This is a genomic window from Pseudomonas sp. PDM18, from assembly GCF_014852585.1.
Lineage (GTDB): Bacteria > Pseudomonadota > Gammaproteobacteria > Pseudomonadales > Pseudomonadaceae > Pseudomonas.
The window spans coordinates 135,943-157,863 of sequence record NZ_JACVBX010000015.1; the positions used below are offsets into that span (position 1 = coordinate 135,943).

A 21,921-nucleotide genomic window follows, 5' to 3' on the forward strand; every position below is an offset into this window, starting at 1 on the left:
CAGCGGGCGAACTTACCAGAACGATAACCGCGATGCTACTCCCGGTTATCGAGCCTGCCAGTACCCGCACATGACCTGATCGCCAGGTCGGCGACCCACCGGTCATCGCCAGTGGGTTTTTCGACAAACCTGAGCAGAATCGTCGGCGTTCGCCAGACGAAGCCTGCAAGTTCCCGGAGGCCACGCATCGAAGGCGCGGCTGCCCAGAATTCATCAGTGGCCTGTTAGAATCCCGGCTCTGTCGCAAAGTTCGGAATATTCCATGGCCACCACCTTCAGTGCGCGCAGCCGCGCCATCGAACCCTTCCACGTCATGGCGCTGCTGGCGCGGGCCAACGAGCTGCAGGCCGCGGGCCACGACGTCATCCACCTGGAAATCGGCGAGCCGGACTTCACCACCGCCGCGCCCATCGTCGAGGCCGGGCAGAAGGCCCTGGCAAATGGTCACACGCGCTATACCGCCGCACGTGGTCTGCCGGCCCTGCGTGAAGCCATCGCTGGCTTCTACGCCCAGCGCTACGGCCTGTCGATCGACCCGCAACGTATTCTCGTGACGCCCGGTGGCTCCGGTGCCCTGCTGCTCGCCAGCAGCCTGCTGGTGGACCCGGGCAAGCACTGGCTGCTGGCCGATCCGGGCTACCCGTGCAACCGTCACTTCCTGCGCCTGGTGGAAGGCGCTGCGCAACTGGTGCCGGTTGGCCCGGAGAGCCGTTACCAGCTCACCCCGGAACTCATTGAGCGGCACTGGGATCAGGACAGTGTAGGCGCTCTGGCGGCGTCGCCGGCGAATCCTACGGGCACCCTGTTGCACAAGGACGAACTCGCCGCGCTGTCTTGCGCTCTGAAGGCGCGCGGCGGCCACCTGGTGGTGGACGAGATCTACCACGGCCTGACGTACGGCCTGGATGCTCCCAGCGTGCTGGAAGTGGATGACGACGCCTTCGTCCTCAACAGTTTCTCCAAATATTTCGGCATGACCGGCTGGCGCCTGGGTTGGCTGGTGGCGCCGTCCGAAGCGGTGGGCGAACTGGAGAAACTGGCGCAGAACCTGTACATCAGCGCGCCGAGCATGGCCCAGCATGCGGCGCTGGCCTGCTTCGAGCCGGCGACCCTGGCGATCCTCGAAGAACGCCGCGAAGAGTTCCGCCGCCGCCGCGACTACCTGCTGCCGGCGCTGCGCGAACTGGGCTTCGGTATCGCCGTGGAGCCGGAGGGTGCGTTTTATCTGTATGCGGATATCAGCGCCTTCGGTGGCGATGCCTTCGCCTTCTGCCAGCACTTCATCGAGACCGAGCATGTGGCCTTCACGCCCGGCATCGATTTCGGGCGTTACCAGGCCTCGCACCACGTGCGTTTTGCCTACACCCAGAGCGTCGAGCGCCTGCAGCAGGCGGTGGAACGCATCGCCCGTGGTCTGAAGACCTGGCGTCCCTGATGCGCTTCGAACCGGCGCTGATCGAGGCGCGCCTGATCAAACGCTACAAGCGCTTCCTGGCGGACATCGAGACCGCCAGCGGCGAGCGGCTCACCATCCACTGCCCCAACACCGGCTCGATGCTCAACTGCATGAGCGAAGGCTGCCGCGTCTGGTTCAGCCGCTCCGATGATCCCAAGCGCAAGCTGCCGGGGACCTGGGAGTTGGTGGAAACCCCGCAGGGCCGGTTGGCCTGCGTGAATACCGGGCGCGCCAACCGGCTGGTGGAGGAGGCGCTGCTGGCCGGCACGGTGACCGAGCTGGCCGGCTTCGACGAGCTGCGCCGCGAAGTCACCTACGGGCAGGAGAACAGCCGCGCAGACTTCCGCCTGATGTACGCCGGTAAGCCTGTGTACGTGGAAGTGAAGAGCGTGACGTTGGGCTTCGATGACACCTCGGTAGCCGCCTTTCCCGACGCAGTTACCCAGCGCGGCGCGAGGCACCTGCGCGAGTTGGCGGCGCTGGCGCGCCAGGGCATGCGTGCGGTGTTGCTGTATGCGGTGAACCTGTCGGATATCGAGGCGGTTCGCCCGGCTGCGGAAATCGATTCGGCTTATTCTGCCGCGCTGGTGGCGGCGCGCAACGCCGGGGTTGAGGTGCTGGCGTATGGGGCGCGAATCGATACCCGGGAGATTCGGCTGGAGCAGCCGTTGCAGGTGTTGCTCTAGGCGGGAGACGGTGCGGGGCTGTTCGCGAGCAAGCTCGCTCCTACGCAGGGGCGAACGGTCTGGACCTGCGGGAGCGAGCTTGCTCGCGAAGCTATCCGAAAACCTTGTTACCCCTGGGCCTCGTCCAGCGGCTCCAGCCAGATCCCCCGCTCATCCTCTCGGCAGGGCAACGCCTCCAGTACATCCCCCAGGCACGGCCCCTGGATGCACTCGCCTGTCTCGATCAGGAACAGCGCGCCATGGTGGCCGCACTGCAGCAGGCGTCCACTGGCATCGAGGTACTGTTCAGCGTCGTAGCCTAGCGGGATTTCCCGGTGCGGGCAGCTGTTGCGGTAGGCATAGACACGGCCCTGGTGGCGCACGGCAAAGAGATTCAGGCCAGCGGCCTTGAAGCCCCTGCTCTGGCCTTCGGCTAGGTCATGCGGGGCGCAGAGCAGGATCATCCGGGTCTTCCATTCAGGTACGGCATCACGAGGCGGACATTATCCGCGCCCATAGGGCGGTACCGGAAGAGGGTGCACTTCCCTGTGCTGAATAGCGTGTGCTGAAGAAGGGCTGGGCTGGCGTGTTGCCAGCGAAAGCGGCGCCGACCTTACGCCTCTCCGGCATTTAATGCAAATAATTATCAAATAGATTTCCTGGTTTTCCTGTGGCAAGGTTCGTCCATGCTGCCGCGCCGCGGCAGGACACCTTTCGAACGAGGAATTCTGCGATGACGACCCTGACTGCGCCGGCCTCCGAGCTGTACTGCGCCTGGCAAGCCCTGCGCGCCGAGAAACCACGCCTGCGCGTCCGGGACGCGGCGCAACACCTGGCCGTGAGCGAGGCCGAGCTCACCGCTAGCCGCCTCGGCGTGGATGCCGTGCGACTACGCACCGACTGGGCCGAGCTGCTGCCGGCGCTGGGGGCGCTGGGCCAGATCATGGCGCTGACCCGCAACGAGCATTGCGTGCATGAGCGCAAGGGGCCGTACCGCGACGTCACCGTCTCCGCCAATGGCCAGATGGGCCTGGTGGTTTCCCCGGACATCGACCTGCGCCTGTTTCTCGCCGGCTGGGCCAGCGCCTTCGCCATCAGCGAGGAGACCGCCCACGGCACCCTGCGCAGCATCCAGATATTCGACCGCCAGGGCACCGCCGTGCACAAGGTCTTCCTCACCGAGCAGAGCGACCTCGCCGCCTGGGACCCGCTGGTTCGCAGCTTCACCGCCGCCAAGCAAAGCGCCGAGCTCGACCTGACTGCGCCAGAGCCCAAGGCCGCACCGTTGGCCGATGGCGAAATCGATGTCGCCGCCCTGCGCGAAGGCTGGTCGGCATTGAAGGATACCCACCACTTCTTTGCCTTGTTGAAGAAGCACAAGGTCCAACGCACCCAGGCGCTGCGCCTTGCCGGGCGCGAGTGGGCCGAGACGCTGGCCGTCACCGAGCTGCCGCGCCTGCTGGAAGCGGCCGGAGCCAGCCAGTTGCCGATCATGATCTTCGTCGGCAACGCCCACTGCATCCAGATTCACACCGGCACCGTGGAGAACCTCAAGTGGATGGACGACTGGTTCAACGTCCTCGATCCGCTGTTCAACCTTCACTTGAAAACGCCGGGAGTGGTCGAGCTGTGGCGCGTGCGCAAGCCCAGCAGCGATGGCGTGGTCACCAGCTGGGAAGCCTTCGACGCCAACGGCGAGCTGGTGTTGCAGGTGTTCGGTGCGCGCAAGCCGGGGGTTCCGGAACTGCAGAGCTGGCGCGAACTCGCCGAATCCTTCCCGGCACTTTGAGGACGACCCATGAAGACTTCCAAGACTGCACGCGCGCTGTTCGCTGGTCTCTGCCTGACAGCCACCAGCGCATTGGCTGATTCGTTGCCGCAGCGCTGGGTGAGTGCCGGCGGTTCGCTGAGCGAATGGGTCGTCGCCCTGGGCGGCGAGGCCAAACTGGTCGGCGTCGATACCACCAGCCTGCACCCGGCCTCGCTCCATGCACTGCCGAAGATCGGCTACCAACGGCAACTCGCGGCCGAAGGCATCCTCGCGCTGAAGCCGGACATCCTGCTGGGCAGCGAGGAAATGGGCCCGCCGCCGGTGCTGCAGCAACTGCGTGCCGCCGGCGTGCGGATCGAGACGCTGTCGGCCAAGGCCGACGAGAAGACGGTGCACGACACCATTCAGCGCTTGGGCGACCTGCTGGACTCGCCGGACAAGGCGAAGCAGGTCGAGGCGGACTTCGACGCACGCATTGCCGCCCAGGATGCCTGGGTGAAGAAGGCTCAGGCCGCTCAAGCCGCTCCCGGCGTCGTCCTGCTGGTCGGGCACGCCGGCGGCAATCTGCTGGTGGCCGGGCAAGGCACCTCCGGCGACTGGCTGATCCAGCGCGCCGGCGGCCGCAACCTGGCGACCCACACCGGTTACAAGACGCTGTCGACCGAAGCCCTTACCGCGCTGAACCCGCAGGTGGTGGTACTGAGCGACCGCGCCCTGGACGGCGACAAGGCCCGCGCCGCACTGACCCAGCAGAACCCCGGCCTGGCAGCGACCAGCGCGCTGCGCGAAGGCCGCGTACTGGTCCTTGATCCGACCCTGCTGGTGGGTGGCCTGGGGCCGCGTATCCCGGACGGACTGGCTAGCCTCTCCCGGGCCTTTTATCCTTCCGCGCAGGCCCTGAACACGGAAAGTCGTCCTTGACCCGGATCGTTACCGCTCGACCGCTGTTCCTGCTCCTTGGTTTCCTCCTGCTGCTGGTCGTCTGGCTCTCACTGGCCCTCGGGCCGGTGAGCCTGCCGCTGGGCGATACCCTGCGCGCGCTGGCGCACATGGTTGGGCTGCCCGTCTCCGCCGACGGCCTGGGTCAGGCCGAACTGATCGTCGGGCAGATTCGCCTGCCGCGTACTCTGCTGGGTATCGCGACCGGCGGTGTGCTGGCTCTGGCCGGCGTGGCGATGCAGGGCCTGTTCCGTAACCCGCTGGCCGATCCCGGCCTGATCGGGGTTTCCAGTGGCGCCGCCCTGGGGGCGGCCATCGCCATTGTCTTTGGTGCATCCATCGGTGGGCTGCCCGAGGCTTTCGCGCCTTACCTGCTGTCCGCATGCGCCTTTGCCGGCGGCCTGATGGTGACGGCGCTGGTCTACCGCCTGGGGCGTCACAATGGCCAGACCAGCGTGGCGACCATGCTGCTCGCCGGCATCGCGCTGACCGCGCTCGCGGGCGCGCTGATCGGCCTGTTCACCTACCTCGCCGACGACGCCACCCTGCGCACGCTGACGTTCTGGAACCTCGGCAGCCTCAATGGTGCGAGCTACCCGCGACTGTGGCCGTTGCTACTGATTACCCTGCTGGTGGCCTGTTGGCTGCCGCGCCGGGTGAATGCATTGAATGCGCTGCTGCTGGGCGAGTCCGAAGCGCGTCACCTGGGCTTCGACGTCGAGCGGCTGAAGGTCGAACTGATCCTCTGCACTGCGCTGGGCGTCGGTGCGGCGGTGGCCGCCGCCGGCATGATCGGCTTCATCGGTCTGGTGGTGCCGCACCTGCTGCGCCTGATCGTCGGCCCGGATCACCGGGTGCTGTTGCCTGCATCGATGTTCGGCGGCGCGATTCTCCTGCTGTTGGCCGACTTGATCGCTCGCTTGGCGCTGGCGCCGGCAGAGCTGCCGATCGGCATCGTCACTGCATTGATCGGTGCGCCATTCTTTCTCTACCTGCTGATCCGGGGGCGTTCCTGATGCTGTGCGCAGACAAGCTACTGGTGAAGCGCGGCGCCCAGACCGTCCTGCAGGATATGAGCGTGACACTGCAGCCGGGCCAGGTGCTCGGCGTTCTCGGCCCTAACGGCGCGGGCAAGAGCACCCTGCTCGGCGCGATGAATGGTGAACTACCGCTGGCCGGAGGGGAGGTGAGCCTCGACGGCCGCCCGCTGGAGTCCTGGCAAGGCAATGAGCGCGCACGTCGGTTGGCCGTGCTGCCGCAGTCGTCCTCGCTGAACTTCGCCTTTCCCGTCGAGGCCGTCGTGGGCTTCGGACGATTGCCCCACGACAGTGGCCGCCAGCGCGACGAGGAAATCATCCGTGAAGCCATGGCCGCTGCCGATGCTTCGCACCTGGCCGGGCGTAGCTACCTGGCGCTCTCCGGTGGCGAGCGTCAGCGGGTCCACCTTGCCCGTGTGCTGGCTCAGCTCTGGCCGGGCGGGGCGGAGCAGGTGTTGCTGCTGGATGAGCCGACTTCGGCGCTCGATCCACTGCATCAGCACACCACACTGCAGGCCGTGCGCGATTTCGCCGGGCGCGGCGCGGCGGTGCTGGTGATCCTGCACGACCTGAACCTGGCGGCGCGTTACTGTGATCGTCTGTTGCTCCTGCACGAGGCGCGCACGCATTTGCTCGGCACGCCGCACGAAGTGCTGCAGGCCGAGCCGCTGCGCACTGTCTTCGGCCTCGACGTGCTGGTGCAGGAGCATCCGGAGCGGGGCCATCCGCTGATCATCGCGCGCTGAAGGGAGTCGCCATGAAGAAGGTTCTGCTCGTGCCGCTGCTGGCGCTGCTCGCTGCCTGCCAGAATCAGGGGGTGGCGCCGCCGCTGCCGGTCTGGCAAAGCCCGGACGGGCGCGACAGTGCCGAACTGGGTGTGATCCGCGACTTGCGTAGCGGTGAACAGCTTTCGCCGGCACAGCTGCTCGATCAACTGGCTGCCGCACCGCGGGTCATAGTCGGCGAGCAGCACGATAACCCCGATCACCATGCGCTCGAACTCTGGCTGGCGCGCGCGCTGGCCGAGCGCCGTCCGAGTGGCAGCGTGCTGCTGGAGATGCTCAACCCCGATCAGCAGAGCGCAGTCGCTGCTGCCCAGTCTTCAGCGGCGAAGGGCGATATGCCGAGCGATCTGATCGGTGCGCTGCATTGGCAGCCGGGGTGGGATTGGTCGCAATACGGCCCGCTGGTGACCTGGCTGGTGAAACAGCCGGCGCCGCTGCTGGCGGCCAACCTGGATCGCAGCGAGATCATGGATATCTATCGGAATCAGCCCCAATTGCGGGGAACAGCCTCCACGGCCGCTCCGGTGCGCGATGCGTTGCTGCAGGACATCCGTGACTCCCACTGCGGCCTGCTGCCGGACAGTCAGCTCCCGGCGATGCTGGCGGTCCAGCAGCAGCGCGACCGGCGCCTGGCCGAGCGTTTCAAGGCGGCGCCTGAACCAGCCCTGCTGATTGCTGGCGGCTTCCATGCGCGCCGGGACCTGGGCGTTCCGCTGCACCTGCAGGACCTGGGAGCAGCGCAAGGGCTGAAGGTAGTGATGCTGGCCGAAGTGGGCAGGGAGGTGGCGCCGGCTCAGGCCGATTTCGTCTGGTACACCCCCGCACAGCCGCCAACGGATTATTGCGCGCAGATGCGCGGCAAGTAGTGAAGGGGCCTAACGGCCCTTTTTCGTTTCTGCGGGAATGACGGTCGCCGCAGAAATCGCAGGCAAAAAAAGACCCGGCAAAGTGCCGGGTCTAAAACCGTGATTAGCCTGATGAGGAGATAATCTGAAGAGTCCGACTGCGTGGTCTCTCTAGCTTATCCAACTGGCCTCGCAGCCAGTGGTTGTAATAATAACCATTATCATTTGAGAGTCAACACCTTTTCTTCGACCGATCCGAAGATTTTTTCGGCGGGCAGGAATGCTCTGTGTGAAGGAAAAATCGAGGCAAAAAAAAGACCCGGCAAAGTGCCGGGTCGAAACCGTGATTAGCCTGATGAGGAGATAATCTGAAGAGTCCGACTGCGTGGTCTCTTGAGGTTATCGATCTGGCCTCGCGACCAGATGACTCAATAATAATCATTATCATTTGAGGGTCAACCTCTTTTCTGCAGATTTTTTCTCGCCCGCGAAATACCGCCTGCGCAAACGAAAAAGCCCGGCGCTGGGCCGGGCTTTCTCAGGTGGAAGCGGATCAGTCGGCCTGGCGTTGTAGACGCAGCTGGGTGACTTCCTTGTTCAGCAGGTCGATGCGCCGCGCCATGCCTTCGATGAGGCTGTGGGCAATGCGCGGGTTGCTCTGCATCAGGCTGAGGAACTGGTCCTTGGGAATCACCATCACGGTGCACGGTTCGCTGGCGATCACCGAGGCGCTGCGCTTCTCGCGGGTGAACACGGCCATGGCGCCGAATATCTCGTCTTTCTGCACATCACCGACCTTCTGCCCGTCGACGAAGGCCTCGGCGTGGCCCTCGATGATGATGAACACGTGCTCGGCGTCGTCACCCTGCTGGATCAGCTGGGCGCCGGCAGCGAAGTGCTGGAAGCCGGTGGCCGGGCGGATCTCCGGCTGCTTGAGATGCGCCAGGGCATCCGACAACAGCGCGGTGTGGCCAATCAGGTAGTGCAGGAACTGCTCCTGACGCTGCTCGTGGCTGTGGATGTGACGGAATACTTCGCTGCGCAAATAAGGGATCAGGCACAGCGGCTCTTCGCTGACATAGCGGCAGGGCGGCAGCTCGATGCCCTGGCGCAGACCGACAAGGTCGCCTTCCTGCAGGTAGAACAGCGGGCGTTCATCCACCAGAGCATGGACTAGGCCGTTCTCGATGAGGAATAGGTGCTTGCCGGGCAACTCGCCTTCCAGATCGTCGGAGCGCTCCAGCCGGATGGCTTCGCCCGCGGGCTCAAGGCCGGCAAGCAGCTGCGCCGGAATGCCCTGTAGCCGATTGATCAGTCGATCGGCATAGGCGGGTTGTTCACCGAGTAGGTACATGGCCGTAATTCCTTGATATGGCGACGGTCGAGGGCGCACGAAGGGCCCTGAAACCATAAGCGGACAGGCACCTTGCGTAAACATTTTCCCACAGAGCTTGTGAGCTAGCTCTTGTTACGTGCTGGAAATGTCTCAAGCTCGCCGAGAAGGGCCGCTTTGTGCGCAGGGGGCAGGTCGTTCCAGTGCACATTCAGTAGTGCGCCCTCGATGGCATAGAGCAGCACTTTGGAGGCGCGGAAGCCCCGCGCGCGTACGGCCCGATAAGCGCCGACAGCGCCCAGGCGTCGTAGGTCGCCGGCGTTGTGGATGCCCACGGCGTGGAGCCACTGGGCGGAGGTTTTGCCGAGGTTCTTCAGGTGCAGCAGTTCGTCGTTCATCGTCTGTCCTTGCGATGGGCGCGATGGGTGTCAGGTCTTGAAGGGGCCGAGAACTGCTCGTAGCGGCCGGACACTCTGGAGGAAGTGTAGCGGTGACTGGGAAAAACGTGGCTTTGTGATATCGCCAAAAAAATTCGGGGCAGGGCGTTGTTGTCGTCGAAGGCTGGCCGGGCGGCGTCGCTACCGGCCGGAGATCGCCACGCGTGGGCGACTCCGGCCGACAGGCGGTGGATCAGAGGCCAGGCAGGCGCTGGCGGATGCTGGCAACCAAGGCGTCGAGGTTGGCGGCTTCCGGGGTGTTGACGCGCTTGCTGTGCTGCTGCTCCTCGGCGCTCAGGTCGTCGCGGCTGGCTAGCTGCGCCTGGACGACTTCCAGGGTGGCGTCAGAAGGGTCGTTGCCGTCGTTCTGGCGCTGGGCCAGCCAGCCGGCGATCACGGCTTCAGGTGCGTGGCAGTCGAGGATCAGGAAGGGCACGCCGGTTTCCTCGGCGATTTCCCATGCCGCGGCGCGCTGCTCGCGCTTGAGGAAGGTGGCGTCCAACACGACCGGGTAGCCGGCGCGCAGAATGTCCACGGCCAGTTCGTTGAGGCGCTGGTAGGTCGCGGCGGTGGAGTCGGCGTCATAGATGCCGCTCTTGAGCTGGCCCTGCTGATCGGTCTTCTGTTCACCGAACAGGCGCTTGCGTTCCACGTCCGAGCGCAGGCGAACGGCGCCCAGCGCTTCCACCAGGCGCAGGGCAACCTGGCTCTTGCCGACCGCGGAAACGCCGACGGTGACGGCCAGGAAGCGCGAGGGAATGGCGCTGTAGCTTTCCGCCAGGTTGGCGTAGTTGCGGTACTGGCGCAGGGTCGCGGCTTTCTGCACGGCGTCGGTCTGGTGCGCCAGGCTGAAAAGCGCGATCTTGGCGCGAACCAGGGCGCGGTAGGCCTTGTAGAAGTTCAGCAGGGCCAGGGATTGGTAGTCACCGGTGTATTCCAGGTACTGGCTGACGAAGCGCCGCGACAGGCATTTCAGGCCGCGGTCCTCCAGGTCCATCGCGAGGAAGGCGTAATCGGCGGTGACATCGGTGAAGCGGAACGGCTCGTTGAATTCGATGCAGTCGAACAGCACGGCCTTGCCATCGATGATCGCGGCGTTACCCAGGTGGATGTCGCCATGGCATTCGCGGATGAAGCCGTTTGCCTTGCGCTGCTCGAATACGCTGTGCAGGCGCTCGAAGCTGGATTCGGCCCAGGCTTCCAGGGCGCCGAGTTGTTGCAGGTCGGCCTTGTCGGAGAGCATCGGGCGGATCTGCTCGAAGTTCTGTCGCACCGGCGCCATGCAGGATTCTGGTGTGCCCAGCGGGTGCTCGATCGGTACGACCGGAGTGCGTAGATGGAAATCGGCGATCTGCTTGGCCAGGCCGTCGATGTGCTCGGCGCCCAGCTCTCCACGGGCCTGCACTTCGCTGAGCAGTTGGCTTTGCGGGAATTCGCGGCACTGGAGCATGTACTCGAAGGCCGGACCCTCACCGTTCAGTTGCGGCGCGGACTCGCTGCCGGTGATGGCGATCACGTCAAGGTACAGGCCTTCGGTCAGGCGCTGGTTCAAGCGCAGTTCTTCCTCACAGAAGTGCTTTCGCTTGGCCAGGTCGGTGAAGTCGAGGAAGCCGAAGTTCACCGGCTTCTTGATCTTGTAGACGTAGGAGCCAGTGAGCAGCACCCAGGAAATGTGGGTTTCGATGACCCGGAAACCGTCGACCGGATGTGGGAAGAGGGCGGGGTTCTGCAGGGCTGCGAGTAAGGTCTGGCTCACGTGATGTCCTTTCCGATCGAATTTCTGAAGGCAGGCATTATGGCGGCTGGGTAGGCAGCTGCAAACTCTGCGGCCGGCCGGCAACCAAATGGCCATCGTGGGGTCATAGCTCGGCGACTGCCGACTTCGCGAGATGCGCGGCAATTCGCATCAAGCCCGGACGCCCGCTGGAGCGGCGTCTGTCTCCTGTGGATAAAGTACGTATAATGCGCCGCCATGACGCGTCCCCGATCTTCCAAACCTCGTAAAAAAAGCGGCAAATCGTCGCCCGCCATGCGCAAGTGGCTGGGCTGGGCTCTCAAGCTCGGTCTGGTTGGCGTGGTGGTGCTGGCCGGTTTTGCCGTGTACCTCGATGCGGTTGTCCAGGAGAAGTTCTCCGGCAAACGCTGGACTATTCCCGCCAAGGTCTATGCCCGGCCGCTGGAGCTGTTCGTCGGCCTGAAACTGGGCAAGGACGACTTCCTGCGCGAGCTGGATGCCCTGGGCTATCGGCGCGAGACTTCGGTCGCCGGGCCGGGCGCGGTGTCGGTGGCCGGCAATGCCGTCGACCTGAACACACGCGGCTTCCAGTTCTATGAAGGTGCCGAGCCGGCGCAGCGCATCCGTGTGCGCTTCTCCGGCGACTATGTGGCCGGCCTGAGTCGCGCCAACGGTGGCGACCTCGCTGTCGCACGCATGGAGCCGCTGCTGATCGGCGGCCTGTACCCGGCGCACAACGAAGACCGCATCCTGATCAAGCTCGACCAGGTGCCGCCGTACCTGATCGATACCCTGGTGGCCGTGGAAGACCGGGACTTCTGGACCCACCACGGGGTTTCGATCAAGTCCATCGCCCGCGCCGTCTGGGTCAACGCCAGCGCCGGCCAGTTGCGCCAGGGCGGCAGCACGCTGACCCAGCAGTTGGTGAAGAACTTCTTCCTGACCAACGAACGCAGCCTGTCGCGCAAGCTCACCGAAGCCATGATGGCGGTGCTGCTGGAACTGCATTACGACAAGCGCGAAATCCTCGAGGGCTACCTCAACGAGGTGTTCCTCGGCCAGGACGGCCAGCGCTCGGTGAACGGCTTCGGCCTCGCCAGCCAGTACTTCTTCAGCCAGCCGCTGTCGGAGCTCAAGCTGCCGCAGGTCGCTCTGCTGGTCGGCATGGTGAAAGGGCCCTCCTATTACAACCCGCGCCGCAATCCTGAACGTGCGCTGGAACGCCGCAACGTGGTGCTCGACGTGCTCGCCGAGCAGGGCGTGATCACTGCCGACGAAGCGGCTGCCGCCAAGCAGACGCCGCTGGGTGTGACTCGCCAGGGCAGCATGGCCAACAGCTCCTATCCGGCTTTCCTCGACCTGGTGAAACGCCAGCTGCGCGAGGATTACCGCGACGAGGACCTGACCGAAGAAGGCCTGCGTATCTTCACCAGCTTCGACCCCATCCTGCAGATGAAGGCCGAGTCCGCCGTCAGCGAAACCTTCAAGCGCCTCGAAGGCCGCAAGGGCGTCGCCGAAACCGAAACCGCGATGGTCGTGACCAATCCGGAAACCGGTGAGATCCAGGCTTTGCTCGGCAGCCGCGACCCGCGCTTTGCTGGCTTCAACCGCGCCGTCGATGCGGTGCGGCCGATCGGTTCTCTGGTCAAGCCGGCGGTCTACCTGACCGCGCTGGAAAAGCCGAGCCAGTACACCCTGACCAGTTACATCCAGGATCAGCCGTTCCAGGTGAAGGGCAAAGATGGTCAGGTCTGGACGCCGAAGAACTATGAAGGCACCGCCAACGGAACCATCTTCCTCTACCAGGGGTTGGCCCGTTCGCTGAACCTGTCTACTGCCAGGCTGGGTCTCGACCTGGGCGTGCCGAACGTTCTGAAGACGCTGGAGCGACTAGGCGTTTCGCCGAACTGGCCGGCTTATCCGTCGATGCTGCTGGGGGCCGGTGCTCTGAGCCCGATGCAGGTGGCGACCATGTACCAGACCATCGCCAGCGGCGGTTTCAATACTCCGCTGCGTAGTATTCGCAGTGTGCTGGCGGCCGACGGGCAGCCGCTCAAGCGTTATCCGTTCCAGGTCCAGCAGCGCTTCGATCCGGGCGCCATCTATCTGCTGCAAAGCGCCATGCAGCGCGTGATGCGCGAGGGCACCGGGCGTTCCGTCTACAACCAGCTGCCGGCGTCCCTGACCCTGGCGGGCAAGACCGGCACCACCAACGACTCCCGCGACAGCTGGTTCTCCGGCTTCGGTCAGGACCTGCTGGCGGTGGTGTGGATCGGTCGCGACGACAACGGCAAGACGCCGCTCACCGGCGCCACCGGTGCGCTGCAGATCTGGACCAGCTTCATGCGCAAGGCCAATCCGGCGCCGCTGGACATGCCTATGCCGGATAATGTCGTGCAGGCCTGGGTCGATCCGCATACTGGGCAGGGCACAGACGCCAACTGCCCCGGTGCGGTGCAGATGCCTTATATTCGTGGAAGCGAGCCTGCGCTGGGCGCAGGTTGCGGAAACCAGACGCCGGCCGGCGAAGTCATGGATTGGGTGCGTGGCTGGTTGAACTGATGCAAGAGGATTGGAAGTGAGAAAAGCTTGGTTTGCAGCGTCGGCGACTCTGGCGCTTCTGTCCGGTTGTGCCTCCCCCCAGCACGGCGCGATTCCCGTGCAGGACTCCGGTACCTCCGTCTCCAACTCGGAGCGCGTCGGCCGCAGCGGTGGCAACACCCAGGCGCCGGTACGTGCCGGAGCCGGCCAGAGCATCCCGCAAGGTGACTCCGGCGTTACCGTGATGGTCCCGCAGGATGCCGGCGTGGCACCTATCCAGACCTTCCCGGCACAAACCGGCGCTGCGCCGATCAGCACTGCGCCGATGACCACCTCCGGAGGTGCCAGCGGCTCGAACTATTCGTCGCAGCAGCCGATTTCCACCAGCGGCGGCATTACCTCCAGCGGTGGTTTCCAGTCGCAGACCTACCAGCAGCCGGCGTACCAGACCCAGCAGGCGGCGCCGTCCTCCCAGAACGTTTATCAGGGCCCGTCCGGGATTCCGTCGAGCAACTCCGGCCTGTCGGCGGACGAGCAGCTGGATGGCCCGGTGCTGGCGCTGTTGACCTCCGCTTCGCAGCAGCAGGGCGGTGGTGATCTGAACGGCGCTGCTGCCAGCCTGGAGCGTGCCCAGCGTATCGCTCCGCGCGAGCCGCAGGTGCTCTACAAGCTGGCCCAGGTTCGCCTGGCCCAGGGCGATGCCGCGCAGGCCGAGCAGGTAGCGCTGCGAGGTCTGTCGCTGGCCAATGGTCGCCCGACCATGCAGGCCAGCCTGTGGGATCTGATTGCCAAGTGCCGTGACCAGCAGGGCAATGCGGCCGGTGCCGCCGAAGCGCGGCAGAAAGCCAAGGTGACCCTGTAATGGACGGGCGTGTGCTGGCCGTTGCCGATCAGTTGCTGCGGATCGAGCGGGAGCTGCGTGCGATCGGGAAGTGGGGAGTTGAGAGCCCGTCGACGGACAGGCTCTCCAGCATCGAGCCCTTCTGCGTGGACACGTTGGCGCTGGAGGAGTGGCTGCAGTGGATCTTCCTGCCGCGGATGAAGTTGATCATCGAGAGTGGCGCGGACCTGCCCAGTGCCTCAGGCATCCGCGCCATCGCGGAAATGGCTTACGCCAATGAGGGCGCACGAGTGGTGGCGTTGCTGGATGCCCTTGGCGCCTTCGATCAACTGATCAGCCCGACGCCCTGAGGGGCATCAGTTGCAGTTTTCGCGCAGGCTCTTCTCGCTGGTGGCGATGCGCCCCTGGCGTTCTTCTTCGGTGATCCGCCGCAGATCGCCGTTACCGTCGTCCACCCGGATCCGCGGGTTGTTCTTCAGTTGGGCCAAGTCGGTGCGCAGCTTTTCGCATTGCTGAATGCGCTCGGCTTCCTGCTGTGCCACTTCCTGGCGCACCTTCTCGTCGGCGGCCTTCTGCTTTTCGTCCGTGCTGGGTGGCAGCGTAGGCTTGGCGGCAGCGGGCGGCGGGAAGTTGCTCGCCTTGGGCGGGGCGGTATTGGTGTTGACGGCGGCGGCGTCGGTGCCTTCCGGCGGTTGGGCGCCGAAGTGGGTGATGCCCTGGGCATCGACCCATTTGTAGACCTGCGCGGCCATCACGGTCGGGGCCAGTGCGAGCAGCAGGCTGCCCATGAAAATCGTCCGTCGCATGCGTTGTCGATCCTTGGGATGCGGAGTCTGTTGGTAACTATAACCAAAACGTGCGCTTATTCACTCTGAGAAAGTTCACATCCCTGCTTCATTCAAAGCCATATATGGCTTGACTTGGCCGCTTCGTTTCAGAAGAATCCAAGGTTCGCTGCAGTGGGCCGGCCGCAAGCTGGTTTTACTCGGCAGACAAGAGGTGCTACCCGCGCCGCAAAGTTTCACCCTGTTTCGCGTTACCTCGCGCTGGGTGGAGGCTCTCCGTAACACAAACAGGAGCGTCTCCAGGTTCTGCTCAATCGGCAGTCGACGTAGCCGGCGATTACATTCGCCCATGTCTGCCGGGCAGCCATCCAAGTCGGTCCCCCACGTTGGGGGTTTCCGTATATAGCGTTCTAGAGGTGACAACGTGGAACTTTTATCCGGCGCTGAAATGGTCGTCCGCTCCCTGCGTGACGAAGGCGTTAAGTACATCTACGGGTACCCGGGCGGTGCCCTCCTGCATATCTACGACGCTCTCTTCAAAGAGAACGAAGTAACCCATATCCTGGTTCGCCACGAGCAGGCCGCGACCCACATGGCCGACGGCTATGCGCGCGCCACCGGCAAGCCGGGCGTGGTGCTGGTGACCTCCGGTCCCGGCGCGACCAACGCCGTCACCGGCATCGCTACCGCCTACATGGACTCCATCCCGATGGTGGTGATCTCTGGCCAGGTGGCGAGCAACATGGTCGGTACCGATGCGTTCCAGGAAACCGACATGGTCGGTATCTCCCGCCCGATCGTGAAGCACAGCTTCATCATCAAGCACCCGTCGGAAATCCCGGAAGTCATCAAGAAGGCCTTCTATATCGCCCAGTCCGGTCGTCCCGGCCCGGTGGTGATCGATATTCCGAAGGACATGGGCGATCCGACCCAGAAGTTCGAGTACAACTACCCGAAGAAGGTCAAGCTGCGCTCCTACAGCCCGGCGGTCCGTGGTCACTCCGGTCAGATCCGCAAGGCTGCCGAGATGATGCTCGCCGCCAAGCGCCCGATCATCTACGCCGGTGGTGGCGTGATCATGGGCAATGCCGCCGAGCCGCTGACCGAAGTCGCGCGCATGCTCAATGTGCCGGTCACCAACACCCTGATGGGGCTGGGTGGCTATCCGGGTGCCGATCGCCAGTTCGTCGGCATGCTCGGCATGCACGGCAGCTACACCGCGAACCTCGCGATGCACCACGCTGACGTGATCTTCGCGGTAGGCGCACGCTTCGACGACCGCGTGATCAACGGCGAGACCGCTGCCAAGTTCTGTCCGAACGCCAAGATCATCCACGTCGACATCGACCCGGCCTCGATCTCCAAGACCGTCAAGGCCGACATCCCGATCGTCGGCCCGGTGGACAGCGTCCTGACCGAAATGGTCGCGATCCTCAAGGAAATCGGCGAGACCCCGAACAAGGAAGCCCAGGCTGCCTGGTGGAAGCAGATCGAGGAATGGCGCGGCACCCGCGGCCTGTTCCCGTACAACATGGGCGACGGCAGCATCATCAAGCCGCAGACCGTGATCGAGACCCTCTGCGAAGTCACCAACGGTGATGCCTTCGTCGCTTCCGACGTGGGCCAGCACCAGATGTTCGCGGCGCAGTACTACCGCTTCAACAAGCCCAATCGCTGGATCAACTCCGGTGGCCTGGGCACCATGGGCTTCGGTTTCCCGGCCGCCATGGGCGTGAAGCTGAACTTCCCCGATGCCGACGTCGCCTGCGTGACCGGTGAAGGCAGCATCCAGATGAACATCCAGGAGCTGTCCACCTGCCTGCAGTACGACCTGCCGGTGAAGATCGTCAACCTGAACAACGGTGCGCTGGGCATGGTCCGCCAATGGCAGGACATGCAGTACAACAGCCGTTATTCGCACTCCTACATGGAATCGCTGCCGGACTTCGTCAAGCTGGCTGAAGCGTATGGCCACGTCGGCATGCGCATCACCGACCTGAAGGACCTGAAACCGATGATGGAAGAAGCCTTCGCGATGAAGAATCGCCTGGTCTTCCTCGACATCCAGGTCGATACCAGCGAGCACGTCTACCCGATGCAGATCCGCGGTGGTGCGATGCGCGACATGTGGCTGAGCAAGACGGAGCGTACCTGATCATGCGACACATCATTTCCCTGCTGCTGGAAAACGAACCCGGTGCGCTCTCCCGCGTGGTCGGCCTGTTCTCCCAGCGCAACTACAACATCGAAAGCCTGACCGTCGCCCCGACCGAGGACCCGACGCTGTCGCGCCTGACCCTGACCACCGCCGGTCAGGATGAGGTCATCGAGCAGATCACCAAGAACCTCAACAAGCTCATCGAGGTGGTAAAACTGGTGAACCTCTCGGAGAGCGCGCACATCGAGCGCGAGCTGATGCTGGTGAAAGTGAAGGCGACCGGCGCCCAGCGTGCCGAGGTCAAGCGCACCACCGACATCTTCCGCGGACAGATCGTCGACGTCACCAGCAGCGTCTACACCGTGCAGCTGGCCGGTACCAGCGACAAGCTGGATAGCTTCATCCAGGCCGTCGGCGCCGCGTCGATCCTCGAAGTTGTCCGTAGCGGCGTCACCGGCATTGCCCGTGGCGACAAGACTCTCAGCATCTGATTTGAAATACGGCCCACGAGGCCAACTGACAGGGGATTACCCAAATGCGCGTTTTCTACGATAAAGACTGTGACCTCTCCATCGTTCAGGGCAAGAAAGTTGCCATCATCGGTTACGGTTCCCAGGGCCACGCCCACGCCTGCAACCTGAAAGACTCCGGCGTCGACGTTACCGTCGGCCTGCGTGCGGGGTCTTCCTCCGTTGCCAAGGCTCAGAACCACGGCCTGAAAGTCGCCGAAGTGGCTGAAGCCGTTGCCGCTGCCGACCTGGTCATGATCCTGACCCCGGACGAGTTCCAGGGCCGCCTGTACAAGGACGAGATCGAGCCGAACCTGAAGAAGGGCGCTACCCTGGCCTTCGCTCACGGCTTCTCCATCCACTACAACCAGGTCGTACCGCGCGCTGACCTCGACGTGATCATGATCGCGCCGAAGGCCCCGGGCCACACCGTTCGCTCCGAGTTCGTCAAGGGCGGTGGCATCCCTGACCTGATCGCCATCTACCAGGACGCTTCGGGCAATGCCAAGAACGTCGCTCTGTCCTACGCCTGCGGCGTTGGCGGCGGCCGTACCGGCATCATCGAAACCACCTTCAAGGACGAGACCGAAACCGACCTGTTCGGCGAGCAGGCTGTTCTGTGCGGCGGTTGCGTCGAGCTGGTGAAAGCCGGTTTCGAAACCCTGGTCGAAGCCGGTTACGCTCCGGAAATGGCCTACTTCGAGTGCCTGCACGAACTGAAGCTGATCGTTGACCTCATGTACGAAGGCGGCATCGCCAACATGAACTACTCGATCTCGAACAACGCCGAATACGGCGAGTACGTGACCGGTCCGGAAGTCATCAACGCCGAATCCCGTCAGGCCATGCGCAACGCTCTGAAGCGCATCCAGGACGGCGAATACGCCAAGATGTTCATCTCCGAAGGCGCCACCAACTACCCGTCGATGACCGCCAAGCGCCGCAACAACGCCGCTCACGGCATCGAAGTCATCGGCGAGCAGCTGCGCGCCATGATGCCGTGGATCGCCGCCAACAAGATCGTCGACAAGACCAAGAACTAAGGTCTTTTCGACGAACGAAGAAACGCGGCGCTTGCCGCGTTTTTTCGTTTAGGGGCGGTGATCTGGTATAAAGCGGGGGCGTCGGGTGAGTCTGCGCAGTAGCGTGCCCCGGCGAATCTCAGCCTCAACGAGTTCTCAAGGAATCGTCCATGAGTGAAGGTCACGAGGAGCCGAACAAGGCTTCCGACACCGAAGAAAGTCTGCTGCCCATCGATGAACACATCGAAGAGGGGCATGACGCCGAAGGTCGCAAGGTTCGTCATCGCGGCATCTACCTGCTGCCCAACCTGTTCACCACCGCGGCACTGTTCACCGGCCTCTACGCCATCATCAATGCCATGAACGGCGACTTCTCCAACGCCGCTATCGCCATCTTCGTCGCCATGGTCCTCGACGGCCTCGACGGTCGTGTGGCCCGCCTGACCAATACCCAGAGTGCCTTCGGTGCCGAGTACGACTCGCTGTCCGACATGGTTGCTTTTGGTGTCGCTCCGGCGCTGGTTGCCTTCGAGTGGGCGCTGAGCAGCCTGGGCAAGGTCGGCTGGATGGTCGCCTTCATCTATGTGGCGGGAGCTGCTCTGCGTCTGGCACGCTTCAATACTCAGGTGGGCAAGGCCGACAAGCGCTACTTCATTGGTCTGGCCAGTCCGGCTGCCGCGGCGCTGGTTGCCGGTACGGTGTGGGCGTTCGCCGACTTCGACGTGCAGGGTGCCAAGGTTTCCCTGCTGGTTGCCCTGATGGTCGCTGCCGCTGGCATGCTGATGGTCAGCAACATCAAGTACTACAGCTTCAAGGATCTCGACCTGCGTGGTCGCGTGCCGTTCATGGCGATCCTGGTGGTGGTGCTGGCATTCGCCGTGGTCTTCACCGACCCGCCGCGCATCCTGCTCCTGCTGTTCCTTGCTTACGCCACCTCCGGCCCGGTGCAATACTTGTTGCAATTGCGCCGTCGCAAGCAGCCGCCTGCCGTGTAATTTCCAGCGGGCTCCGCAGTCTACTGGCGCATACAGCCAGTCGTTGCGGAGCCCGTCATGCTGATCAAGTCGTCCCGCCTTTCCGATTGCCACGAATCGGAAGTCACTCCTGAATCCCTCTATCTCTCCCGCCGCCACTTTCTCGGTGGTGCGATGGCGGCTGCCGCACTGTCCGGACTGCCCCGGCTGAGCCTTGCCGATGGCGGTCGCTATGCTGATGTGGCCGAAGCGGCTGCTCCTTCCTGGTTGGCGGAGAAGCTGTCGGCTACCCGCTGGGATGCCGTGACGGTGAAAGATGAAGCCATTACGCCATTCAAGGACGCGACCACCTACAACAACTTCTACGAGTTCGGCCCCGACAAGGGCGATCCCGCCGCCAATGCCGGCGCGCTGAAGACCGAGCCGTGGTCAGTCGTGATCGATGGGGAGGTGGGCAAGCCTGGCAAGTATGGTCTCGAAGACTTCATCAAGCCCTATCAACTGGAGGAACGCATCTACCGGCTGCGCTGTGTCGAAGCCTGGTCAATGGTCATTCCCTGGATTGGCTTCCCGATATCCGACCTGATCAAGCGAGTGGAGCCGACCAGCAAGGCAAAGTACGTACGCTTCGAAACGCTGGTGGATCGCAAGGACATGCCGGGTGTGCAGTCCAACTTCGCCCTGATCGACTGGCCCTATGTGGAAGGGTTGCGTATGGACGAAGCCATGCATCCGTTGGCGATATTGGCAGTCGGCATCTATGGCCGGGTGCTGGCGAACCAGAACGGAGCACCGCTTCGCCTGGTGGTGCCGTGGAAGTACGGGTTCAAGGGGGCCAAGTCCATCGTGCGGATCAGCTTCGTGGAAGAGCAGCCCAAGACTACCTGGCAAAGCCTGGCGGCTGATGAGTACGGTTTCTATGCCAACGTCAATCCGACCGTGGACCATCCTCGCTGGAGTCAGGCGCGCGAGCGGCGCCTGCCCAGTGGACTATTCAGCCCCAATGTTCGTCCTACCCTCATGTTCAACGGCTACGCCGATGAGGTCGCTTCGCTTTATGCAGGCATGGACCTGAGGATGGATTACTGATGCGCTATCCGTTCTGGCGGGCCGGGGTGTTTCTGGCTGCGATGCTGCCGCCCCTTTATTGGCTGTACCAGGCGTGGATCTTCGATCTCGGCCCGGACCCGGGCAAGGCGTTGGTCGACCGGCTGGGGCAGGGCGGTCTGATCCTGTTGCTCATAACCCTGACCATGACTCCCCTGCAGAAGATCACCCGCTGGGGAGGCTGGGTACAGGTGAGGCGGCAGTTGGGTCTGTGGTGCTTCACTTATATAGTGCTGCACCTGGGCGCCTATGCCGTCTTCATCCTGGGTCTGGACTGGGCGCAGTTGGGCGTAGAACTGCGCAAGCGTCCCTATATCATCGTGGGGGGCATTGCCTTCCTCGGTCTGCTCTTCCTGGCGATCACCTCCAACCGGTACAGCATGCGAAAGCTCGGGGCGAGCTGGAAGAAACTGCATCGCCTGATATATGTCATCCTCGGTCTGGGGTTGCTGCATATGCTGTGGGTCGTACGCTCAGATCTTGAGCGCTGGGCGGTCTATGCAGCCATAGGCCTGATCCTGATGCTTCTGCGGACGCCGCCGGTGGCGCGTCGCCTACCTTTCCTGCGGGGCCGTCCGGCGGCGAACTGAAGAAAGTTTAAATTAGTCGTTGACGGCTGATTTAAACTCCCTATAATGCGCGCCACTCCCAGCGACGAAGCGCTGAAAGAACTTGAAAATCAAGTACTTACAGGTGTTCTGAGGTGAGAGGGGTGGTCAGGCGGGTGATTCACTTGCCGCTCTTCATTCGCTGCTTCGGTAGCGAGCTGAAAAGAAGATCGCCGAGGTGGTTGACAGCGAGTTTGATCGCTGTAGAATGCGCCTCCCGCTGATGAGAAGGTTTCCTTCGCTGAAGCACAAGCGATTGAGTAGAAAAGAAATTTTCGAAAATAAAGCTTGACGGAAAGAGAGGTTAGCGTAGAATGCGCGCCTCGGTTGAGGCGAAAGCCTCAGCCAAACGCTCTTTAACAAGTTGAATCAA

General features: G+C 63.5%; 21 protein-coding genes. 16 read left to right on the forward strand and 5 right to left on the reverse strand.

The features are described from left to right. The first annotated feature begins 262 nt into the window (after positions 1–262). The gene (locus IB274_RS25590) at positions 263–1,435 is read left to right on the forward strand and encodes a pyridoxal phosphate-dependent aminotransferase (RefSeq protein WP_192435615.1); all 1,173 of its coding nucleotides are present in this window, start codon (positions 263–265) and stop codon (positions 1,433–1,435) included. After that, complete coding sequence (gene sfsA / locus IB274_RS25595; protein ID WP_192435616.1) at positions 1,435–2,142, forward strand: DNA/RNA nuclease SfsA; 708 nt, start codon at positions 1,435–1,437, stop codon at positions 2,140–2,142. Before IB274_RS25590 ends, sfsA begins: the two co-directional genes overlap by 1 nt. Positions 2,143–2,249: 107 nt before the next feature. On the opposite strand, the gene IB274_RS25600 is transcribed toward sfsA, so the two are convergent. Beyond that, complete coding sequence (locus IB274_RS25600) at positions 2,250–2,585, reverse strand: Rieske (2Fe-2S) protein (protein WP_192435617.1); 336 nt, start codon at positions 2,583–2,585, stop codon at positions 2,250–2,252. Between the two features lie 269 nt (positions 2,586–2,854). Here IB274_RS25600 and IB274_RS25605 point away from each other — a divergent pair, with 269 nt between their 5' ends. The 5 genes from IB274_RS25605 to IB274_RS25625 are packed head-to-tail and all read left to right on the forward strand — an operon-like array spanning position 2,855 to position 7,519. Continuing rightward, a complete protein-coding gene (locus IB274_RS25605) occupies positions 2,855–3,910 on the forward strand; it encodes a hemin-degrading factor (RefSeq protein ID WP_192435618.1) in 1,056 nt (351 codons plus the stop codon). 9 nt (positions 3,911–3,919) lie between these two features. Beyond that, positions 3,920–4,813 (forward strand): heme/hemin ABC transporter substrate-binding protein, encoded by an 894-nt coding sequence (locus tag IB274_RS25610; RefSeq protein WP_192435619.1) that lies wholly within the window; start codon positions 3,920–3,922, stop codon positions 4,811–4,813. Between the two features lie 50 nt (positions 4,814–4,863). Then, positions 4,864–5,847: a FecCD family ABC transporter permease gene (locus IB274_RS25615; RefSeq protein ID WP_192435637.1), complete on the forward strand. Its 984-nt coding sequence runs from the start codon at positions 4,864–4,866 to the stop codon at positions 5,845–5,847. Then, positions 5,847–6,614, forward strand: a complete 768-nt coding sequence (locus IB274_RS25620) for a heme ABC transporter ATP-binding protein (RefSeq protein ID WP_192435620.1) — start codon at positions 5,847–5,849, stop codon at positions 6,612–6,614. The genes IB274_RS25615 and IB274_RS25620 overlap by 1 nt, the downstream gene beginning before the upstream one ends. A gap of 11 nt (positions 6,615–6,625) precedes the next feature. Continuing rightward, a complete protein-coding gene (locus tag IB274_RS25625) occupies positions 6,626–7,519 on the forward strand; it encodes a ChaN family lipoprotein (protein ID WP_192435621.1) in 894 nt (297 codons plus the stop codon). 532 nt (positions 7,520–8,051) lie between these two features. On the opposite strand, the gene IB274_RS25630 is transcribed toward IB274_RS25625, so the two are convergent. The 3 genes from IB274_RS25630 to IB274_RS25640 form a co-directional block, all read right to left on the reverse strand. Then, positions 8,052–8,852, reverse strand: a complete 801-nt coding sequence (locus IB274_RS25630; RefSeq protein WP_192435622.1) for a Crp/Fnr family transcriptional regulator — start codon at positions 8,850–8,852, stop codon at positions 8,052–8,054. 104 nt (positions 8,853–8,956) lie between these two features. Beyond that, positions 8,957–9,229, reverse strand: a complete 273-nt coding sequence (locus IB274_RS25635; RefSeq protein WP_192435623.1) for a TfoX/Sxy family protein — start codon at positions 9,227–9,229, stop codon at positions 8,957–8,959. Between the two features lie 232 nt (positions 9,230–9,461). After that, the gene (locus tag IB274_RS25640) at positions 9,462–11,024 is read right to left on the reverse strand and encodes an AAA family ATPase (protein ID WP_192435624.1); all 1,563 of its coding nucleotides are present in this window, start codon (positions 11,022–11,024) and stop codon (positions 9,462–9,464) included. A gap of 216 nt (positions 11,025–11,240) precedes the next feature. Here IB274_RS25640 and mrcB point away from each other — a divergent pair, with 216 nt between their 5' ends. From mrcB to IB274_RS25655, 3 genes are read left to right on the forward strand one after another with little or no spacing between them, the layout of a single operon-like run. Beyond that, a complete protein-coding gene (gene mrcB, locus IB274_RS25645; RefSeq protein WP_139791701.1) occupies positions 11,241–13,565 on the forward strand; it encodes a penicillin-binding protein 1B in 2,325 nt (774 codons plus the stop codon). 16 nt (positions 13,566–13,581) lie between these two features. Then, complete coding sequence (locus IB274_RS25650) at positions 13,582–14,406, forward strand: tetratricopeptide repeat protein (protein WP_192435625.1); 825 nt, start codon at positions 13,582–13,584, stop codon at positions 14,404–14,406. Further along, positions 14,406–14,735: a YqcC family protein gene (locus IB274_RS25655; RefSeq protein WP_192435626.1), complete on the forward strand. Its 330-nt coding sequence runs from the start codon at positions 14,406–14,408 to the stop codon at positions 14,733–14,735. Before IB274_RS25650 ends, IB274_RS25655 begins: the two co-directional genes overlap by 1 nt. Before the next feature lie 6 nt (positions 14,736–14,741). Here IB274_RS25655 and IB274_RS25660 read toward each other — a convergent pair whose 3' ends face one another. Next, positions 14,742–15,191 (reverse strand): DUF4124 domain-containing protein, encoded by a 450-nt coding sequence (locus IB274_RS25660; RefSeq protein WP_192435627.1) that lies wholly within the window; start codon positions 15,189–15,191, stop codon positions 14,742–14,744. Positions 15,192–15,594: 403 nt separating this feature from the next. On the opposite strand from IB274_RS25660, the gene IB274_RS25665 reads away from it, so the two are divergent. The 6 genes from IB274_RS25665 to msrQ all read left to right on the forward strand — a co-directional run bounded on the left by IB274_RS25665 (position 15,595) and on the right by msrQ (position 21,530). Beyond that, positions 15,595–17,325 carry an acetolactate synthase 3 large subunit gene (locus tag IB274_RS25665; RefSeq protein WP_192435628.1) on the forward strand — a complete coding sequence of 577 codons (1,731 nt, stop codon included), beginning with the start codon at positions 15,595–15,597 and terminating at the stop codon, positions 17,323–17,325. A gap of 2 nt (positions 17,326–17,327) precedes the next feature. Further along, complete coding sequence (gene ilvN / locus IB274_RS25670; protein WP_192435629.1) at positions 17,328–17,819, forward strand: acetolactate synthase small subunit; 492 nt, start codon at positions 17,328–17,330, stop codon at positions 17,817–17,819. Positions 17,820–17,863: 44 nt separating this feature from the next. Next, entirely contained in the window at positions 17,864–18,880 is a 1,017-nt protein-coding gene (gene ilvC, locus IB274_RS25675) for a ketol-acid reductoisomerase (RefSeq protein WP_017516327.1), read from the forward strand. 149 nt (positions 18,881–19,029) lie between these two features. Then, on the forward strand, positions 19,030–19,854 hold the full coding sequence (gene pssA, locus IB274_RS25680; protein WP_017516328.1) for a CDP-diacylglycerol--serine O-phosphatidyltransferase: 825 nt from the start codon (positions 19,030–19,032) through the stop codon (positions 19,852–19,854). 57 nt (positions 19,855–19,911) lie between these two features. Continuing rightward, positions 19,912–20,922, forward strand: a complete 1,011-nt coding sequence (gene msrP / locus IB274_RS25685; RefSeq protein ID WP_192435630.1) for a protein-methionine-sulfoxide reductase catalytic subunit MsrP — start codon at positions 19,912–19,914, stop codon at positions 20,920–20,922. Next, positions 20,922–21,530 carry a protein-methionine-sulfoxide reductase heme-binding subunit MsrQ gene (msrQ, locus tag IB274_RS25690; RefSeq protein WP_192435631.1) on the forward strand — a complete coding sequence of 203 codons (609 nt, stop codon included), beginning with the start codon at positions 20,922–20,924 and terminating at the stop codon, positions 21,528–21,530. Before msrP ends, msrQ begins: the two co-directional genes overlap by 1 nt. Positions 21,531–21,921: the final 391 nt, after the last annotated feature.

Bases quoted from the DNA above. Each gene is read 5' to 3' on its own strand.
- IB274_RS25590 (WP_192435615.1), top strand. From the start codon at position 263: ATGGCCACCACCTTCAGTGCGCGCAGCCGCGCCATCGAACCCTTCCAC.
- sfsA (WP_192435616.1), top strand. From the start codon at position 1,435: ATGCGCTTCGAACCGGCGCTGATCGAGGCGCGCCTGATCAAACGCTAC.
- IB274_RS25600 (WP_192435617.1), bottom strand. From the start codon at position 2,585: ATGATCCTGCTCTGCGCCCCGCATGACCTAGCCGAAGGCCAGAGCAGG.
- IB274_RS25605 (WP_192435618.1), top strand. From the start codon at position 2,855: ATGACGACCCTGACTGCGCCGGCCTCCGAGCTGTACTGCGCCTGGCAA.
- IB274_RS25610 (WP_192435619.1), top strand. From the start codon at position 3,920: ATGAAGACTTCCAAGACTGCACGCGCGCTGTTCGCTGGTCTCTGCCTG.
- IB274_RS25620 (WP_192435620.1), top strand. From the start codon at position 5,847: ATGCTGTGCGCAGACAAGCTACTGGTGAAGCGCGGCGCCCAGACCGTC.
- IB274_RS25625 (WP_192435621.1), top strand. From the start codon at position 6,626: ATGAAGAAGGTTCTGCTCGTGCCGCTGCTGGCGCTGCTCGCTGCCTGC.
- IB274_RS25630 (WP_192435622.1), bottom strand. From the start codon at position 8,852: ATGTACCTACTCGGTGAACAACCCGCCTATGCCGATCGACTGATCAAT.
- IB274_RS25635 (WP_192435623.1), bottom strand. From the start codon at position 9,229: ATGAACGACGAACTGCTGCACCTGAAGAACCTCGGCAAAACCTCCGCC.
- mrcB (WP_139791701.1), top strand. From the start codon at position 11,241: ATGACGCGTCCCCGATCTTCCAAACCTCGTAAAAAAAGCGGCAAATCG.
- IB274_RS25655 (WP_192435626.1), top strand. From the start codon at position 14,406: ATGGACGGGCGTGTGCTGGCCGTTGCCGATCAGTTGCTGCGGATCGAG.
- IB274_RS25660 (WP_192435627.1), bottom strand. From the start codon at position 15,191: ATGCGACGGACGATTTTCATGGGCAGCCTGCTGCTCGCACTGGCCCCG.
- ilvN (WP_192435629.1), top strand. From the start codon at position 17,328: ATGCGACACATCATTTCCCTGCTGCTGGAAAACGAACCCGGTGCGCTC.
- ilvC (WP_017516327.1), top strand. From the start codon at position 17,864: ATGCGCGTTTTCTACGATAAAGACTGTGACCTCTCCATCGTTCAGGGC.
- pssA (WP_017516328.1), top strand. From the start codon at position 19,030: ATGAGTGAAGGTCACGAGGAGCCGAACAAGGCTTCCGACACCGAAGAA.
- msrP (WP_192435630.1), top strand. From the start codon at position 19,912: ATGCTGATCAAGTCGTCCCGCCTTTCCGATTGCCACGAATCGGAAGTC.
- msrQ (WP_192435631.1), top strand. From the start codon at position 20,922: ATGCGCTATCCGTTCTGGCGGGCCGGGGTGTTTCTGGCTGCGATGCTG.